The organism is Mesorhizobium sp. BAC0120 (assembly GCF_033542235.1).
GTDB lineage: Bacteria > Pseudomonadota > Alphaproteobacteria > Rhizobiales > Rhizobiaceae > JAWRCU01.
Map to the genome: position 1 here is coordinate 86,955 of NZ_JAWRCU010000010.1, position 16,446 is coordinate 103,400.

The window sequence follows — 16,446 nt, forward strand, 5'->3', positions numbered from 1 at the left end:
ACCCCTACGCCGCCGCAAGCTGATCGCGCGCGAAAATCTCCTGCACCTTGGCGGCGATGGCCTTGCCGAGATCGAGGTTGTTCTGGGCCGTGAAGTGGATCCCATCGCATCCGTCCGTGGTGATGAAGTCACCCGCGTTGAGGAAATCCACCTTCAGGAAATCTGCCATTGCCCGATATTGCTGTCCGAGCTGAGCCGACTTCTCATGGCCGCCCCCGAACATTCCCTGGAAGTACGGATGCGGCATGGGGGTGAGCGGTGGGGGCGCGACGACAAGACATTTGGGCGCCGGATAGGGCGTGCCGATGCCGCCACCGCCGGTCAGCACCTGCCCCACCAGCTTGGCCATGCCATAGGCGATGTCGTAGGGCGTGCGGTTGAAGAACGGCTTGGTATCGTTCGTACCCAGCATGATGATGACGAGATCGAGCGGCAGATGGCTGGCGATCGCCGTCGGCAGATACTGGCTTCCGTTCAGCCGCGCATCGTTGGGATCGTCGGCGCTCGTGGTGCGGGCACTGAGCCCCTCCTCGACGATATGATAGCCGTCGCCGAGATGCGTAGCCATCGCGCCGGTCCAGCGCTGCTCGAAAGGATAGCGGCGCGTCGGCGAGCCCTCCTCGACCGGGATCCAGCCCCAGGTCAGCGAGTCGCCAAAGCACAATATGGACCTTCTTTCAGACATCGACTCCTCCTCGATAGGGATTGTGTTTGATCAGCGCGGCCTGGCGGTTCTCAGACCGTAGAAGACTGCCGCGAGCAGGATGATCAGCCCTTGCGCGATCAGCTTGCCGGGATCGCCGATCCCGAACGTCGTCATCACCACGAACAGCAGCGCGAAGGACAGCACACCGAAAAACGGGCCCCAGACACCGCCCTCGCCTCGACCGAAGACGACACCGCCAAGGATGGTCGCGGCGACGGCCAGAATTGGCAGGTCGAGACCGACGCGTACGCTGCCGACTGCGATCGACGCGGTCTGCACGAGCGCGGCAACGCCCGCGATGAAGCCGGCCATGGTATGCGCCAGTATGACGGTGCGCTCGACCGGGACGCCCGAGAAATGCGCCGCCTCAGCGCTCTCGCCCACCGACATCACGAAGCGGCCGAACACCGTCCTGGACAGGAACAGAGCCATGGCAAGCGTGAGCGCGAACCAGAAGATGACCGGCGACGGCACAGGCCCCAGTTTCGTGTTGTAGATGTCGTTGAAGATCGACGGCACGTCCCCGGGAGGCTTGCCGCTCGACAGATATTGCACGATGCCGATCAGAACGATGCTGACGGCGAGCGTGGTGATCACCGCGGATACCCGGCGCTTTCCGATCATCAGACCATTGAAGAGCCCGATCAGAGTGCCGGTCACGAGCGCGAGCACGATGAAGAAGGAGAGCGAGACTCCGGGAAAAAGCCCCGAGGAGATAAAGTAGTTGATCAGCAGGATGACGCCGCCTGCCGAGAGATCGATGCTCCTGACCCGCATGACCAGGAGCTGACCAAGCACCAGAATGCCGAGAGGTGCTACCTGACGGATGAAGATGCCCATCACGTTGATGTTCAGCATGTTGGGCTTGGCGACCGACAGGACGATCAACAGCGCGGCAAACACATAATAGGCGGGCGGAACTTTCGTGATCCGCTGAACGATTGGAGTGCTCAACACGGCGGCCATGTCAAAGCCCCATCTTCTTGCGGGATTGCAGCCCTACCACCAGCAGGAGAATGCTGCCCTTGATCGCCGTCTGAATGAAGGGCGACACGTTGAGCAAATTCATGCCGTTGGACAGCAGCGCCAGGACCAGAGCGCCAATGATGGTGCCGTGCAGGCTGCCTATGCCGCCGGCCAGTTGCGTTCCGCCGATGGCCACGGCGGCGATCGTGTCGAGCTCGAACAGCAGACCCACATTCGGATCGCCAGAGACGATCCGGCCAGCGAGAAACACGCCGGCAAGCGCTGCAAAACAGGAACACGCCACATAAGCGAGCACGATGTTTCGCTTGTCGGCCACTCCGAAGTTGCGGGCCGCGTCGTCAGTACCGGCGGCGATGCCGCCGCCGATCGCGAAAAGATGCAGGCCGAAGCGCGATCCATGGATCAGCTTCCAGGCCACTAGTATGACCGCGATGCCCCAGAAAACCGGCATCGGGATGCCAAGAATGGAACCCCCGACCGATTGAATGACGATGTCGGGAACCGTGCCGCCGGACACCGGACGCAGGATCCGGGCGATGCCGAGCACGACATATTGCATTGCGAGGGTGGCGATGATCGGGTGCACATTGAGCCGGGTCACCGCTAGGCCGTTCGTTACGCCGATAAGTGCCGCCAGCGCGAAGACTGCCGGAATGAGAACATATCCCGGACCACCGAGGGCCAGCACCGCCGTCGTGAAGCTGATGACGGACCCGACCGACAGGTCGAGCCCTCCGACGACGATCACGCACATCTGGCCGATCGCCGTTATGACCAGCGGCATGGCCTGAGCGACCAGGTTGAACAGGTTTTCCGAGGTGAGGAATTGATCCGTGCGAAACGCCAGGACGAGCGCGAGCGCGAGCGCGATCAGCATTGGCACCAGCCACAGGCCTTGCCGGCTCCGATTGCCCCTCAGCAGCCTGGCGAGCGGGCTCTTCATTTCTTTCGAGTTCGCTGTAGCCGTCATGCGCTCAAAGCCGCGTCGAGGATGGTGTGTTCTGTCGCCTTCTCTGCCGCGAGCTCGGAGACGACAGTATTGTTGTGGACGACGTAGATCCGGTCGCAGAGACCGATCAGCTCGACGGTTTCGCGGGAGAGGACGAGGACGGCGCCACCGCGGTTCGCGAAATCTCGAAGCATTTTGTAGATCTCGGACTTGGCGCCGATATCGACGCCGCGGGTGGGCTCTTCCACGAGAAGGATGTCAAGGTTCGATGAGAGGTAACGGCCAAGCAGAACCTTCTGCTGATTGCCGCCGGACAGGGAACCCACGGCGACCGACGCGCTCGGCGCCTTGATGTTCAGGCTCCTCATCGCAGCATCGATCGTCTTGCGATAGTTCTTCGCAAGAGAGAGCTCCCGGTGCCGAGAATGCAGACCGACGGCGATATTGTGCGCGATCGGCAGCCCGAGAAACAGGCCCTCCTGCTTGCGATCCTCCGGCACGAAACCGACGCCGGCCGCCTGCAGCATGCGGATTCCGGAGCCCAGGGGAACCGGCAGGGGAAGCGGCTTGCCCTTGATCGTGACCTTGCCGCTGAAGGGCTGAAACTGCCCTACAAGCGAGCGCAGCAGCCTCTGTTGCCCCTGCCCCTCGAGACCGGCAAGGGCCACGATCTCCCCCTTGCGGACGCTGATCGAGAAAGGCGCCGTCGAAGCGCCGATCTTGAACTGCTCCATGCCCAGAACGATCTCGCCGGCTGCCGATCCACGGCTGGGAAACAGATCCTGCAGCTCGCGGCCGACCATCATGGCGATCAGCGACGCGGGCGTGACTTCCGACAAGGGCCGCGTGCCGACGAGCTTGCCGTCCTTGAGGACCGTGACGGTGTCGCAGATCTCGAAAATCTCATCCATCCGGTGCGAGATGTAGACGATCGCCTTTCCTGCATCGCGCAGGCGCCTGATGTGCTTGTTCAGGATCTCGACATCGGCCGCGTTCAATGCGGCCGTAGGCTCGTCCAGAATGAAGATGGCGGCGGCCGCCTTGATGCCATGCGCGATTTCGACGAACTGCCTCTCGGCAATGGACAGTTCCGAGACGAGGGTCTCCGGGTCCAGATCGAGCCCGAGTTCGCCCAGCGCTTTCTTCGTCTCAGCGTTCATTAGGGGGTAATCCACGGTTCCAAACCGTGTGACCGGCTCCCGGCCTAGAAACATGTTCTCGGCGATGGTCAGATTGGTGAGAAGCGACAGTTCCTGGAAGACGGTCGAAATGCCGGAATCGAGCGCTTCCTTGGGATTGGCGAACGAGACCTTATGACCGTTCCTGTAAATCTCTCCACTGTCCGGCTGATGGACACCCGCGAGGATCTTCATCAGGGTCGACTTGCCGGCACCGTTCTCGCCCATCAGCGCGTGGACGGTCCCCGGCAGCAATTCGAGCGAAACCCGGTCGACGGCTAGGCTGCCGCCGAAGGACTTCGAAATATTGGACATTTCGATGAGATTGGCCATCGCAGCCTCCGTCCCGGCGATGCGAGGTTTCCCCCCGGACACCATGCCTGCCGGCGCTCCGGCTCCGGCAGGCATGGCGGCTCGGGAGATGCTAATTCTTGCCGTAGAACTCCTTGAGCTTCTCTTCCGGCAATTCGGAGGGCCACCACACATTGGCGGAGAGATCGTCGCGATAATATTGCTTGGCCTTCGCGAGGTCCCAACCCGGAGGATTGTAGTCGTAGTGCTTGTGGAGTTCCTTGCCCTCGAGCAGGGCCACCGCCGCGCGAACCCCGGCCGCTCCCTGAGTGGGGCCATACTCCGGCGCAATGGACTCGAAGCCGTCATGAATCCACTGACCGAAGAAGCCGTTGTTGCCTTCGCCCGAAATCGGCGGGATCTTGGCGCCGAACTGCTTGAACACGTCGACGCAGGCGCGGGTCATGTCGGCACCCGATGACCAGATGCCGTCGACATCGGCATTGTTGAGGTAAAGCGTCTCGCAGACGCTCTTGCCCTTGTCGTACTGCCAGTCGCCATGTTCCTCGGCGATGATCTTGACATTCGTGCCCTTGAGGGCCTGCAGCAGCCCATTATAGCGGTTGGTATCTTCCGGATGGCCGGCCAGGCCGCGCAGCACCCAGATCTTGCCGTCATTGCCGACGGTCTTGACGAGCCAGTCGCCCATCACCTTGCCGAAATGCTCCGCGCCGCCCTGGATCTCGGTGGTAAAGCCGTCGGTTTCGATGCGCCCCGTGTGGACGATGACGGGGATGCCGGCAGCGACCGCCTTTTCGATCGATGCGTTGGCCGAGGTCGAGGTGACCGGCTGAACAATGATGGCGTCGACCTTCTGCGCGATCAGGTCTTCGATGTCCGCAACCTGCTTCTTCTGGTCGAACCCGGCATCGAGCAGGATGAACTTCTTGATGCAGCTGTTCTTTGCGGCTGCCGCCTCGGCCTCGTGCGCGACCTGGACCGTCCAGGTGTTCGCATTGACGCCGAAATCGCTCATGCCGATCACCCAGGGGCAATCTTTCTTGTATTTGCCGGCCTCGACAACCGGATTGTCGCCGGGGCGGGCCGTAACGCCGTCCATCAGTTGCACATCCTCAGCCAGTGCCGGACTGGCCATTGCCGTCACGACCACCATTGCGGTCGCGGCAAAGGCCTTAAAACTATGTTTCATCGAGCGCTCCTCCGTGTTGAGCCTAAATAGACTTCCCTGCCCGGGCTCCTGGAGTTCGGCTTCACCCTTCCCTCCAGGTGTTCAGGCCACCATCTGCCCGTCCGAATATCGGATCGCGGCGAATGGGTTGCTTGGAGAACGGGGAATCTCGGCCGCACGAAACCGTTCGCCCGAAGGAGCATCAAACGACACTCGACAACGGCGCTGCCCTGTCTCGTAGCTGGCGGAAGTTCCTCCTCCCATTGCCGACTAACCACGGAGGAGTGGAAGTGTCAATAGTTATTCAGATTGAATGAATATCTCTCCACCTTGCCATGGCGCGTCGACGATGCGATGAATGGGCCAACCTGCGATTGGCCGACATGTCGGTCAACTGCCTGTTTTGGCTGGATGATTCTGGATGAATCCGTCATGCGCGCAGTCCTATGCTACGGAGATTCGAATACCCACGGTCAGATTCCGGGCGGGTTGACGCTCGACCGCTACGCATATGAAGAACGTTGGCCCGGTGTCCTCGCGCGAGAGCTGGGCAATGCCTGGCATGTAATCGAGGAAGGGTTGAGCGGCAGGACAACCGTCCGCGACGATCCGATAGAAGGTCCCGGCAAGAATGGTCGGACCTACTTGCGCCCCTGCCTGATGAGCCACGCGCCTCTGGACTTGATAATCATCATGCTGGGCACGAACGATCTGAAGGCCCGGTTCAATCAGCCGCCCTCCGAAGTCGCCATGGGCGTTGGGTGCCTCATTCATGACATCAAGGAGCTTGCGCCAGGACCGGGCGGCCAGCCCCCGGAAATCATGATCGTCTCGCCGCCGCCGATGCTCGACGACATCAAGGCCTGGGAGGGAATTTTCCGGAACGCGCCGCAAAAATCCCGTGAGCTCGCCCTCCAGTTCGAGATCATGGCGGATTCGCTGGAGGTGCATTTCTTCGACGCCGGCACGGTTGCCGAATGCGATCCTCTCGACGGTTTTCACATCAACCGCGAAGCCCATGAGATGCTCGGCGTAGCGCTCGCTCGCGAAGTGGAGGCGATCGGTTGGAAATGATCCGCCCAAATGCCGAGCATTTTACTCCTGGATGGGTTGGCGACGCGCAACCTGATGAGGACCATGTCCATGCCTGACATGCGTTTTGCGCCGCCGAACCCGCTTCGCATCGCGGATCGCGCCTCCGGCCTGAACGCGGTGAGCGTCAGAAGCTATAACGAGCGCCTTGTCCTCTCTCTGCTGTTGCAGAAGGCGTCGACCACGCGCCTGGAGATCGGAGAGCGAACAGGCCTTTCCGCGCAAACCGTATCGGTACTTGTGCGCTCGCTCGAGCAGGAGGGGCTGGTGGCCAAGGGCGAGGCGCAAAAGGGACGTGTCGGTCCGCCCACCGTTCCGATCGTACTCAATCCGGAGGGCGCCTTCTCGATCGGCATCAGCGTCGGCAATCGTCACACCGATGTGGTGTTGATCGATTTCGTCGGCGAGGTCCGCTTCCACACGACCCTGCCGAACCCGGAGGTCGACCGCGCCAGCAATCATTCGCAATTTCTGGGGACCATTCGCGAAGCAATCTCGATGTTGCCGAAGAAGGCACGCGAGCGTCTTGCCGGTATTGGTCTCGCGCTACCTCAGAGCTCCTCGAACGGCAGGAACGACGAAGCCTACTTCAAGGCGCTGCAGGATGAGATCGAGGAGCAGCTGGGCATTTCTGTTTTCGTCCAGAACGACATCACTGCCGCGGCCAGTGGCGAAAGCATGTTTGGCGTCGCCAAGTCGCTCACGAATTACATGTACTTCTTTCTCGGCGCGATGCTGCATGGCCGGCTGGTGCTGAACCACCAGATCTACAACGGCAACTCACCGGTGAGCTTCGATGTCGGGATCACCGCATTGGAGAGGGAGCTTGCCAAGCACGGCCAGCCTTCCGGTCCGCTATGGGAACGCACGGGCACCTGGCCCGATTACGGCGACCTACTCGAGAGTTGGGAAAAGCACCTGATCGACCAAATGGCGCGGTCGCTCGATGCGGTAAGCCAGTTCGTCGAGTTCGAAACCGTCGTCCTGTCGTCTTATGCACCGCAAATGATTTGCCGCGACATCTGCCGCAGGCTGGAGGCAAACCTGACTGGCGTGAAGGCGATCGCCGGCAACATCACGCCAGCTCCGAAAGCGGTTGGCGCCGCAAGCTTGCCCTTCAGCTCTAGATTCATGGTTGAGTGACGACCGCCAGGCGCAACAGGGCGCTTGCCGCTATGGAGGCGTAAGAGGCCGGACAGAGCATTGCCGTTGATAGCGTTGATGGTAGATTTTGACCGTCGGCGCTGCCCCTCATCGCCCTGCCGGGCACTTCCCCCGTAAACGGGGAGAAGCACGCCCGCCGTTTTTGAAGGCGCTTCCTCTGCAACGCTGGCGATTGGCGAAATCAAAGCGGCAGTCCTGCCTCTCCCCGTTTACGGGGAGAGGATGGCGGCAGCCAGGTGAGGGGCAGCGCCAACGGTTAAAATCTTGAAGCTGTCTATATGATCCTCTACCGTGCAAATGGCTTTGCAGCGCTGAAAGGCTGCGGCAAGCGACTTTCACAGCGCGCAAAATAACTCGGTGCGCCCTCGCCTTGTTAATTACAGCCAATCTCACCCCTGGTGGGGGAGATGTCCGACAGGACAGAGGGGCAACGTGGGGCGCCAAGTTTCGCGGTCTCTTCGGCAATGCCGCCATCACGCTTTACTATCAAGCGGTCAGATGGTTTGTCACCGTCGCGAAAAGCTTCTCGCAAGTGCTCCCACCCTGCCGACATAAGCCCTCGCCCGCATATCGATCAAGGCAAACAGCATGACATCAAATCAGGACTACGCCGGCAGCATCGAAGACTGGCGCGCCGAGCGCCTCGCCCGCCTGAAGGCGGAGGATGGCTGGCTGAACATCATCGGTCGCTGGTGGCTGGAGCCAGGCTCGGTGACCGTCGGCAGCTCGCAAGACAACGACATCGTGCTTCCGGTCGGCCCGGCCCATCTCGGACAGCTCACCCAAACAAGCGCCGGCGAAGTGAGCTTCGTGCCTGCCGCGGGCGGCGCGCCAACCCGGTTGACGCTCGACAAGAAGCCGGTGCGATTTGTCGTCGGCCGGCTGCTTATGGAAGTGACCACCCTCGCCGGCCAGAACGCTTTGCGTATCCGCGACCGCGAATCCTCGGCTCCAGCGAATTTTGCCGGAATCGACTATTTCCCGATCGATCCGGCCTGGCGCTTTGTCGCCGATTGGTTGACCCTGGAGCAGCCGGTGGTGACGACCGTCGATACCATGATCGGCATCCCCACCGAGGTGACCATCACCCACAAGGCCGCCTTCACGCGCGATGGAGTGCGCTACGAATTGCTGCCGACCCACGGCACTCCCGAAGCGCCGCAATTCGTCATCAGGGATTTGACTTCGGGCAAGGAAACCTATCCCGCCTCGCGCTTCCTGTTCGGCGAGGACATCGGCCCGGATACGATCGTGCTCGACTTCAACAAGGCGATCAACCCGCCCTGCGCATTCACGGACCACGCCGTCTGCCCGCTGCCTCCGCCTCAGAATGTCCTGCCTGTCCGGATCGCTGCCGGCGAATTGGCATTGAAGTCCTGAACTGTATTCACACCGCGACGCCCGCGTCCCGGAGTCCCTTCACCAGCCGATCGAACAGGGCGGGATCTTTGTAAGGCAGAGCCCGCCTGAGGTGGTCGACGGAAAATTTCGGATTAACCTCCAGCGTCTCTTGCCAAAAGCGGCGCGCTTCTTCGTAGCGCCCGGTGAGACCATAGAGGCAGGCCAGATAGAAGCGCGACATGTCCGAGCGCGGGGTCAAGGTCAAGCGTCGCTTGAAGGCGATCTCTGCCTCGTCGAAGCGGCCAAGGGCAAGCAGAGCCCGGCCCATGAAATGCAGCGACATATCGAACTGCGGATCGAGACGGAAGGCCCTGGTGTAGAGCGCGACCGCTTCTTCATGCCGACCCTGGAAGTCTCTTATGTTGCCAAGGCCGGTATAGGCGTCGGCCAGATTGGGGGCGAGCGCAACGGCTCGTTCAGCGGCCTGTTCCGCCTCGTCCAGACGCCGCATCCAGGAAAGAGTTATGGCAAGCGAGGTGTAGCCTTGCGGTTCGGTGTCGTCCAATGCGATCGCTTGGCGCGCCAGCTCCAATGCCCGCGTCATGTTTTCGGCCGTCGCGTTGTTCCATTGATTGGCGTATTCAGCGAAGCTGATGATCGAGAGCCGCGCATAGGCGAGCGCCAGTCCCGGATCGATCTCGATCGCGCGCTCCAGCATCCGGCGCGCCTCCACGGCTGCTTCGGGCCGCAGTTGCAAAAGCGTCTGCCGGGCACGGACGAGCAGATCATACGCCTGCGGATCGATCTTGCTGCGGCTCTCGCGCCGCGCTTCTTCCTCGGCGGTCAGCTTCACCTTGAGAGCTTCGACGATCGTGCGGGTCACCTCGTCCTGGACCGCGAAGACGTCTTCGAGATCGCGATCGTAGCGCTCGGCCCAGAGATGGCCGCCCGTGGTGCCATCGATCATCTGGGCGTTGATGCGCACCCGGCCGGCAGCCCTGCGCACGCTTCCCTCCAGCACATAGCGGACCCCGAGTTCGCGGCTCACCTTACGCACGTCCGGCGCGAGGCCTTTGTAAGCGAAGGAGGAGTTCCGCGCGATGACGAAGAGACCAGAGACCTTCGACAGATCGGTGATGATGTCCTCGGTGATCCCATCGGCAAAATAGCCCTGCTCGGGATCTCCCGACATGTTGTCGAACGGCAGGACCGCGATCGACGGCTTGCTCTGCGGCGGCTGCGGCGCATTTCCCGCTACCTCCGAGGTCACGACCGCGTCGCCGTCCGGCGACCAGCTCCAGATATGCAGCGGGCGTTCGATGTTCTTGACCTCGTGGCTGCCGCTGTCGACGAAATCGATGCTGAGGCGACCACGCATATGCTCGTGGACGGCGCTTGAAATCGCCACCCCGCCGGGCTGCGCAAGCCCTTCTATGCGGGAAGCAACATTGACGCCATCTCCGTAGAGATCGCTGCCCTCGACCATGACGTCACCGAGATTGACGCCGATGCGCAGCACGATGGGCCGATCCGAGGCATCACGCTCATTCGCCGCGGCCATGGCCTTCTGCAGCTCCACCGCGCATTCGACGGCTGCAACCGCGCTGCCGAACTCGACGAGCATCCCGTCGCCGATTCTCTTGAAGATGCGACCTTGATGGCTGGCGACGAGCGGCTCGACCACCTCGCCCCAGCGCACCTTCAGTTCCGTCAGCGTGCTTGTCTCATCCCGCTCCATGAGCCGGCTGTACCCGACCACGTCAGCGGCCAGAATGGCGACGAGCCGGCGCTGAATGGGGTTTTTGGACATGGAGGCGGGTGCTTCCTGGCATGCAGCTAAATAAATTTTAGTGGCACAGCGCTGCCAAGTCCATTCAGCTCTACGACGTGCAGGCCAAGAGCATCCGCTCCCTACCTTGCTGGCGGTGAAAAATCAAAGGCTCGATACCCGAGGCCAGCGTCCCGCTTGGGTGGATTTCCGTCTTGCCTTCGCGACGAGGCCGCCGGGATACATTCCAGGTTTCAATTCTCACGGGAACATTGGCTCAACCTAGGCATTGCAAAAAGATCAGAAGTTGCAAACGCGGAGGCCTGGAGATGCGCCCGGCGATCCGGCAACGAATTCGCCTGTCCGGCGGCGCAGAGTTGTCCTTCATCACGGCAGGCGAAGCGTCCAAGCCTGCCTTGCTGCTTTTGCACGGATTTCCAAGCTCGTCGCGAATGTTCCGTGGGGTCATATCCGAGCTGTCGCAGGCCGCTTACGTGATCGCGCCCGATCTGCCCGGCTTTGGCGAATCCGATGTCCTGCCGGTGGTCTCGTTTGCCGCCTTCGGTCAGACAATCTCGGAACTGCTGGATCGGCTCGGAATCGGGTCACGCTATGTCTACCTCCATGATTTCGGGGCCCCTGTAGGCTTACACATCGCTATGCAGGCGCCAGAGCGGGTTTTGGGCCTCATCATTCAGAACGCCAACGCTCATCAAACGGGCTTCGGACCGCAATGGGCCGGGACGCTGGCTTACTGGTCGCAGCCGAGCCCGGAAAACGAGGCAGCGGCGACCGCGCATCTGACATTCGAAGGCACGCGCGACCAGTATATCGCCAACGTCCCGCCGGACGTAGCCGCGCGGATCCCGGCCTCAAGCTGGGAAGAGGACTGGCGGGTAATGCAATTGCCAGGCCGGATGGACACACAGCGGGCGCTGATCGCGGACTATGCGAACTATGTCGCCCGGTTCGACGCTATCGCCGAATATCTCGCACGCCGGCAGCCGCCTGCCCTGATGCTCTGGGGAAGACACGATGCATTCTTCGATCTCCCCGAGACACTGTCGTGGATGCAGGCTCTGCCGAGAATGGAAGGCCACATTTTCGACGCTGGACACTTCGTCCTCGAGACACACGCGGCCGTGGCCGGATCTCTCATCGTCGACTTTATCAGGCGTACCCAACGGAAAAGCGAGAACGGGAACGACCCGATGCCAGCAACGCTGTTTTCGCCTAACCCCTGACCCGTCAATGTCCCGGACGAGCTGCAAGTCCTCAAGGTGTGTCGTCGTCGGCCAGGAAGCATTCCATTCGCGTGGACCGAGGGAACTGCGGCGCATCGGCTGCCTGCGTCCGGAACCGCGCTGACTACCCCGCGTTGTAGTGCTTGATTGCGCTACATCATGATTGGTCCTCAAATGAGCATACTTATCAGTGTCCTGATCACGTTCCTGGTCGTCGTGCTGGTGCTCTGGCTCATCAACCGACTGCCGCTCGACGGTCGCACCAAGCAGATTGCTCAGGCCATCGTCGTTATCATCGGAATAGTTTCGCTGCTGCGATACCTCGCCGTTTTCTAGAGCATTTGCAGCCAAGTGGGATTACGAGGCGTTGCACCAATGCTACAAAAACAAACGGATAGAGCGGCAGCCCGGATCTAATCCGGGCGTCAGACGGCGGCGGCCCGACGGACGACAAACCGGGCGTCATCGCTGCGCCGCCCCAGAGCCCGCACGTGCTCACGAGCGCCCTAAACATCCCCGTCGCGGACATCCAGGCTGTCTACCGCGAATGGAAAAGGCGCGGCGCCGAGTTTCTTACCGAGCCCAAGGACCGCGGATCCGAGATCCGCGGCTACATGAAGGACCCCGACGGTCATCTCATCGAAGTCGCGCAGTCCACCGGAATTCTGCAGCAGCAGCCATAGATCAGCTTAATGGAGCCAGCGTGACGATGTTGCTGGACTGGTTTGTTCATGACGAGCACGGCACATTAGACGAGCGCCGCGCTCCCGCCCGGTATCGAGCGGCCACCCTTTGAAGTTTGGCGCAATCACGACCCTCCAGCGTGTCGCTGGCGCCGTCTGCTTTAGGAAGCGACAAAGCTGAGCCCTACGGCCGATATCGGGCGCGATCAGGACCTCCAGTGGTCACCGCAATGTCTGCCCCGAGCAGAACCAAAGACCAACGCACAAGGGCCGGCGACCATGCAGATCTGTGTCATTTCACTGTGAGCAGCACGGCGGCTGCGATCGCGTTGAGGTCCGACGGCAACCATTCCTTTCGTTCGGGATCATAGAGATCAAGGACCGAAACCGTCAGATCGAGCAGCCCTTCAACATCGCACAGCCTGGAGGACGGCAGGATTTCCCCGAGCATCTGCTCAAGAACCTCCGCCTCGACCTTCTCTGCATCCAACTCGGCCGCTTTGACGCGCTCACGCAGAAGAAGGATCCGCGGCTGGGATGCGAGCCAATTGTGCGACTTCATTGCGCGCCTGACCTGCCGCAAAGGCCGAACGGCGGTCTCGCGCCAGACGCGGCAGTTCTGGTCAAATGTTCGGATTTGTTCCGAACTTGGAACGCGCCCGGTTACCCCACCGTACAACACCGCCAGCATCAGCGGAATGTCGAGCCCATGGTCGTCCTGTAATCGCAGGCATGCCGGCGCAACACCGGGGCGCGAATAGACGCTGAGCATGAACGCCCAGAGATCGGCCGGCGCCTTTTCGTTGTTAACCCTCTGAGATGTCAGCTGAACGGTCTCCTTCAGTCAGGCTGAAGACGCGGCTCTTCTCATTCGGAAAGCAGCGTATCGCGAATGCCTGCTTTGAGCCCGCCCCAGCGCTTGATTGCACCCGTATCAATGTCGAAGAGGTCCAGTGCTCGAGCAACGGAATGGCTGACGACTTCGCCAATGCTCGTCGGCCTTGCATAGAAGGCCGGGACAGGCGGCATGATTATCGCGCCTATTTGCGTGAGGCGCACCATCGTCTCCAAATGGCCCAAATGAAGAGGGGTTTCGCGGACCATCAAAACAAGACGGCGCCGTTCCTTAAGGACGACATCCGCGGCGCGGCTCATCAGGGTGGAAGTGACGCCGGTGGCGATCTCCGACATGGTCCGCACCGAACAAGGCGCGATAAGCATCCCCATGGTGCGAAACGACCCCGACGCTATGGTCGCGCCGACATCGGAAACCGGATGGAACACATCGGCGCGTCCCTCCAGATCGGCCTTGTGCAGGCCGAGTTCCTGATGAAGCGTCAGCATGGCAGACCGGGAGACCACAAGATGTGTCTCGATGCCTGCGGACCGGGCCATCTCCAGCGCCGCGACGCCGTACGCTGCCCCCGATGCACCGGAGATTCCTACGATGAGACGTCGCGGCGTCATGATTACTGGCCTGGGAACCAGTCTTCGGCACGAACCTGATCGGCCATACGCAACCGCTTGCGCTCAAATTCGCGCTCTCGTCCCCAAGGCTTCGTAGCGTCCACCAAAAGGCGGCCCCAATGGTCCTTCTTTTCATCCCGGTAGAACGATGGCGTATCGGGGATGATCATCATGCTTTTGTCGGGCCGACAGCGTGTGAGAATGGCCCACTGAACGTCATCCATGTCGTAGATGTTGACGTCCGTGTCGACGACGGTGATCTGCTTCGCCCATATGGGCTCTGCCCCGATCGTGGCGAGCATCACTTGCCGCGCGTGACCTTCGAACGCGGGCTCGATCTGGACGATCGCGTGATTCACGAATGGCTGACAGGTGACATTAACAATGCCTGGCAGTGCCGCAGACAGTCGCTGGTAGATATTGGCTGACACCGAAAGCTCGAGCGTGAGCACTTCTTCGGGCGAACCGCAAAGGATCGAGTGGAATAGGGCGTCCTTTCGCACAGTAACGCCGAGCACTTCGAATACGGCGTTGGGCCCGACCGGAACGTAGTAGCCCATGAACTCGCCAAAAGGGCCCTCCGGACGGCGCTCGTTGGGCAAGAAGCGCCCTTCGATCACAACCTCGGTCTCCGCTGGCACCTCCAGGTCAATGTGGTTGCACTTCCGCATCGCGATGGGCCGTCCGCGCAGGCGCGCGGCCACTTCGAGCTCATCCACATCGTAGGGCAGCGGTGCCGCCGCAGTCAGGAAAGCGTGTGCAGGTGGACCGATCAGCATGGCAGCCTCAAGCGGCTTGCCCATCTTCTCGGCTTTCTCATGGTAGATTGTAAGATGATGACGCGGCGCGAGGCGGCAACGCAGTTCACCATCGCTGATATACATGGACCGATGGTAGGACAGGTTGCCGACCCCCGTCTCGGGGTCCTTGGCTATGAACATGGCCGAGGTGAAATATGGAGCCCCGTCCTTGTCGGAGTAGGTTATGAGCGGCAGGTCTGAGAGCTTGACCTCCTCGTAGGCCGGAAGCTCCGTCGCGGGAACGAGCGGCTCTTTCAACTCGGACGTGCCCAACGAGGCAAGCTTGCTCCATTGCCGACAAAAGTCGCCAGCATCAATACCGATGATCTCGCCCAGGCGCTCGCGTGTGCTGTAGACATTGGTGATCACGGGAAACCGGGTTCCCTTCACATTCGTGAACAGCACCGGTTTCGCCCACTTCTTCTGGGCCAGTTGGGTAACCGCAGCAAGCTCATGGGCAGGATCAACCTCACGGTCGACCCGCAGAACATCTCCTCGCTCTTCAAGCTTGCGGACAAACTCTCTCATACGATCCTCCGGACGGAATCAGCGGCCCTTGCCGGGCATGCTAAGAATGCGATTTGTGCGAGCTTCGTGGGTCGAACGCAGACGATAGCGGTCGCCGGGATAGATGAAGCGGCTGCGGGTGACTGGAATTCCTTCACGCCAGGTGGAGCGATCGAGCAGCAGGCAGGGCTGGCTCCCATCGATCTGCAGAAGGTTGCGCACGTCTTCATCCGCACGAATGGCCCGGATGGTGTTGTCAATCGTGGTCACCGTGGTCTCGCGAAGGAGCCATGTGTGCGGGGTGACGTTGGTGAAATCCTGTTCGATGTAACTGGGCGCCTCCGCACCGTTGACATACCGATCCTCGAGCTGGATCGGGGTCCCGTCTTCGAAATGTATGAGCCGCGTGAAGTAGACCACCTCTTCGGGCGGCAGTTGGAGCATGTTGCGGGCCGGACTGTCCTTCCCGAGGATCGAGTGTTGCAGGACGCGGCAGCTGTGAGCTCCGCCGGATGACGAAATCTCCTCAGTGATATCCGGCAGGTTGAATATCGCGCATTGCATTCGCGGTCCGATGACGAACGTGCCTCGGCCTTGAATGCGCACCAGCAGGCCATCAGCTTGCAATTCGCGCAGCGCCCTCCGCACCGTCAGCCGGGAAGCCCCGAATTCCCCGGCAAGATCCCCCTCGGACGGGACCTGGAAGTTAGCGGGCCATTCCTCCGTCTCGATGCGGCGATCGATCGCGGTCTTGATTTTTTCGTAAAGGGGAAGATCGGAATTCACGGTAGACCCATAGTGATATCATTATTCGCCCGAAACTCTCACACAAATGCGGTTCTTATCAACTCGAATCTTTCCTTCAGGCGGCCGTGAAAGCCCCGACTATCGGAACTCCCCGCATCGAACTCGCCCTTTCTCACCAGAAATGGGCTATTTGCGCCGACAAACATCAGCCTGTTGACAGGTTAAAAAATATCAGTTTCACTCAAAACATATATCATTTTACACCCAAATGTATGAGAGACTGAGTCTCGCCTCGGGTTTTCGGGTGTGACAAACACAGTGTGGGAGGGAACG

Annotated in this window: 16 protein-coding genes; 6 read left to right on the forward strand and 10 right to left on the reverse strand. The window is 60.9% G+C overall.

Annotated features, from left to right (window positions below; all coding sequences use genetic code 11):
* Positions 1-4: 4 nt before the first annotated feature.
* The 5 genes from SAZ10_RS21495 to SAZ10_RS21515 form a co-directional block, all read right to left on the reverse strand.
* Positions 5-685: an SGNH/GDSL hydrolase family protein gene (locus SAZ10_RS21495; protein WP_318611411.1), complete on the reverse strand. Its 681-nt coding sequence runs from the start codon at positions 683-685 to the stop codon at positions 5-7.
* A 30-nt stretch (positions 686-715) separates the two neighbouring features.
* Positions 716-1,672, reverse strand: coding sequence for an ABC transporter permease (locus tag SAZ10_RS21500; protein WP_318611412.1), 957 nt, complete (start codon positions 1,670-1,672; stop codon positions 716-718).
* A 1-nt stretch (position 1,673) separates the two neighbouring features.
* Complete coding sequence (locus SAZ10_RS21505) at positions 1,674-2,636, reverse strand: ABC transporter permease (RefSeq protein ID WP_412535272.1); 963 nt, start codon at positions 2,634-2,636, stop codon at positions 1,674-1,676.
* Positions 2,637-2,659: 23 nt separating this feature from the next.
* On the reverse strand, positions 2,660-4,153 hold the full coding sequence (locus tag SAZ10_RS21510) for a sugar ABC transporter ATP-binding protein (protein WP_318611414.1): 1,494 nt from the start codon (positions 4,151-4,153) through the stop codon (positions 2,660-2,662).
* Positions 4,154-4,244: 91 nt separating this feature from the next.
* Positions 4,245-5,285 carry a substrate-binding domain-containing protein gene (locus SAZ10_RS21515; protein WP_412535273.1) on the reverse strand — a complete coding sequence of 347 codons (1,041 nt, stop codon included), beginning with the start codon at positions 5,283-5,285 and terminating at the stop codon, positions 4,245-4,247.
* A gap of 447 nt (positions 5,286-5,732) precedes the next feature.
* On the opposite strand from SAZ10_RS21515, the gene SAZ10_RS21520 reads away from it, so the two are divergent.
* From SAZ10_RS21520 to SAZ10_RS21530, 3 genes are all read left to right on the forward strand, one after another.
* Entirely contained in the window at positions 5,733-6,374 is a 642-nt protein-coding gene (locus SAZ10_RS21520; protein ID WP_318611416.1) for an SGNH/GDSL hydrolase family protein, read from the forward strand.
* Positions 6,375-6,452: 78 nt separating this feature from the next.
* Entirely contained in the window at positions 6,453-7,535 is a 1,083-nt protein-coding gene (locus tag SAZ10_RS21525) for an ROK family transcriptional regulator (RefSeq protein ID WP_412535274.1), read from the forward strand.
* A 609-nt stretch (positions 7,536-8,144) separates the two neighbouring features.
* Positions 8,145-8,936, forward strand: coding sequence for a DUF1684 domain-containing protein (locus SAZ10_RS21530; protein ID WP_318611418.1), 792 nt, complete (start codon positions 8,145-8,147; stop codon positions 8,934-8,936).
* A 7-nt stretch (positions 8,937-8,943) separates the two neighbouring features.
* Here the strand turns inward: SAZ10_RS21530 and SAZ10_RS21535 are convergent, their stop codons facing one another.
* Positions 8,944-10,707, reverse strand: a complete 1,764-nt coding sequence (locus tag SAZ10_RS21535; RefSeq protein ID WP_318611420.1) for an adenylate/guanylate cyclase domain-containing protein — start codon at positions 10,705-10,707, stop codon at positions 8,944-8,946.
* Positions 10,708-10,994: 287 nt separating this feature from the next.
* Here SAZ10_RS21535 and SAZ10_RS21540 point away from each other — a divergent pair, with 287 nt between their 5' ends.
* The 3 genes from SAZ10_RS21540 (at position 10,995) to SAZ10_RS21550 (ending at position 12,592) form a co-directional block, all read left to right on the forward strand.
* The gene (locus SAZ10_RS21540; protein ID WP_318611421.1) at positions 10,995-11,909 is read left to right on the forward strand and encodes an alpha/beta hydrolase; all 915 of its coding nucleotides are present in this window, start codon (positions 10,995-10,997) and stop codon (positions 11,907-11,909) included.
* A gap of 174 nt (positions 11,910-12,083) precedes the next feature.
* Complete coding sequence (locus SAZ10_RS21545; protein ID WP_318611422.1) at positions 12,084-12,245, forward strand: Thivi_2564 family membrane protein; 162 nt, start codon at positions 12,084-12,086, stop codon at positions 12,243-12,245.
* Positions 12,246-12,400: 155 nt separating this feature from the next.
* Positions 12,401-12,592 carry a VOC family protein gene (locus SAZ10_RS21550; protein WP_318611423.1) on the forward strand — a complete coding sequence of 64 codons (192 nt, stop codon included), beginning with the start codon at positions 12,401-12,403 and terminating at the stop codon, positions 12,590-12,592.
* 292 nt (positions 12,593-12,884) lie between these two features.
* On the opposite strand, the gene SAZ10_RS21555 is transcribed toward SAZ10_RS21550, so the two are convergent.
* From SAZ10_RS21555 to SAZ10_RS21570, 4 genes are read right to left on the reverse strand one after another with little or no spacing between them, the layout of a single operon-like run.
* On the reverse strand, positions 12,885-13,436 hold the full coding sequence (locus tag SAZ10_RS21555; protein WP_318611564.1) for a TIGR02444 family protein: 552 nt from the start codon (positions 13,434-13,436) through the stop codon (positions 12,885-12,887).
* A 23-nt stretch (positions 13,437-13,459) separates the two neighbouring features.
* A complete protein-coding gene (locus SAZ10_RS21560) occupies positions 13,460-14,059 on the reverse strand; it encodes a UbiX family flavin prenyltransferase (RefSeq protein ID WP_318611424.1) in 600 nt (199 codons plus the stop codon).
* Positions 14,060-14,061: 2 nt separating this feature from the next.
* Positions 14,062-15,387, reverse strand: coding sequence for a UbiD family decarboxylase (locus SAZ10_RS21565; RefSeq protein WP_318611425.1), 1,326 nt, complete (start codon positions 15,385-15,387; stop codon positions 14,062-14,064).
* Between the two features lie 18 nt (positions 15,388-15,405).
* Entirely contained in the window at positions 15,406-16,152 is a 747-nt protein-coding gene (locus SAZ10_RS21570) for a UTRA domain-containing protein (protein ID WP_318611426.1), read from the reverse strand.
* Positions 16,153-16,446: the final 294 nt, after the last annotated feature.